1 protein-coding gene is annotated in these 937 nt (G+C 66.1%); it reads left to right on the forward strand.

All coding sequences use genetic code 11. The features are described from left to right. The coding region (locus tag J1902_RS19070; protein ID WP_207617933.1) for a transposase at positions 1 to 937 on the forward strand (937 nt) is incomplete at both ends.

The following is a 937-nucleotide window of genomic DNA, read 5'->3' on the forward strand; positions in this document are numbered from 1 at the left end:
CTGTGCCGGGCCGCAGGCATGGTCTCGTTGGGCCGGGTTGCGTTGGACGGGACGAAGGTGCGGGCCAACGCCTCACGGCGCAAGGCGATGAGCTATGCGCGGTTGACCGAGAAGCAAAGGATCCTGGCCGCGGAGGTCTCGGACATGCTCGCCGACGCGCAAGGTGTTGATGCGGACGAGGACGCCAGGTTCGGGGCGGATAAACGCGGGGACGAGCTTCCGCCGGCCCTGGCGGACAAGGAATCGCGGTTGGCGACACTGGCCGCGGCCCGTGAAGCCCTCGAGGCGGAAGCCGCGGAAAAGGCCCGCAGGGAGGCCGAGCGCAAGGCCAGGGATGACGGGGATGACGACGGGGCCGTCACGGCCAAGGGCGATCAAGCCGCTGCTGCCGCGGTGGTGAAACCCGGCGCGCAACGGAACTTCACCGATCCGGACGCGAGGATCATGAAGACCGCTGACGGGTCTTTCCACTACAGCTATACCGGACAGGCCGTGGTCGATGCCGATCACCAGGTCATCGTTGCCACGGAACTGAACAACATCGCCGTGGACGTGCAGCAGTTGGTCCCGATGATCGAACGCACCCGGCAGACGCTGGGACAGCTGCCCGCCCAATGGACCATCGATGCCGGGTATTGTTCAGCCGCCAACCTCGAACACGTGAAGCAGATCGAGGCCCAGAGCGCCGGAGGCACCGAGTTCTTTATCGCGACCGGCCGGCTCAAACACGGCCAAGAGATCCCCAAGGCGCCCCGTGGCAGGATCCCGGGCAACGCCACGGCGAAGGAACGCATGGCCCGGAAACTCAAAACCAAGAGGGGCCAGGCCATCTACGCACGGCGCAAGGCCATCATCGAACCGGTCTTCGGACAGATCCACACCCGTCAGGGCAAGCACGTGCTCCTGCGCGGGCTCGAGCAAGCCGCCCACGAATGGA

It is taken from the genome of Arthrobacter cavernae (assembly GCF_017368795.1).
GTDB lineage: Bacteria > Actinomycetota > Actinomycetes > Actinomycetales > Micrococcaceae > Arthrobacter > Arthrobacter cavernae.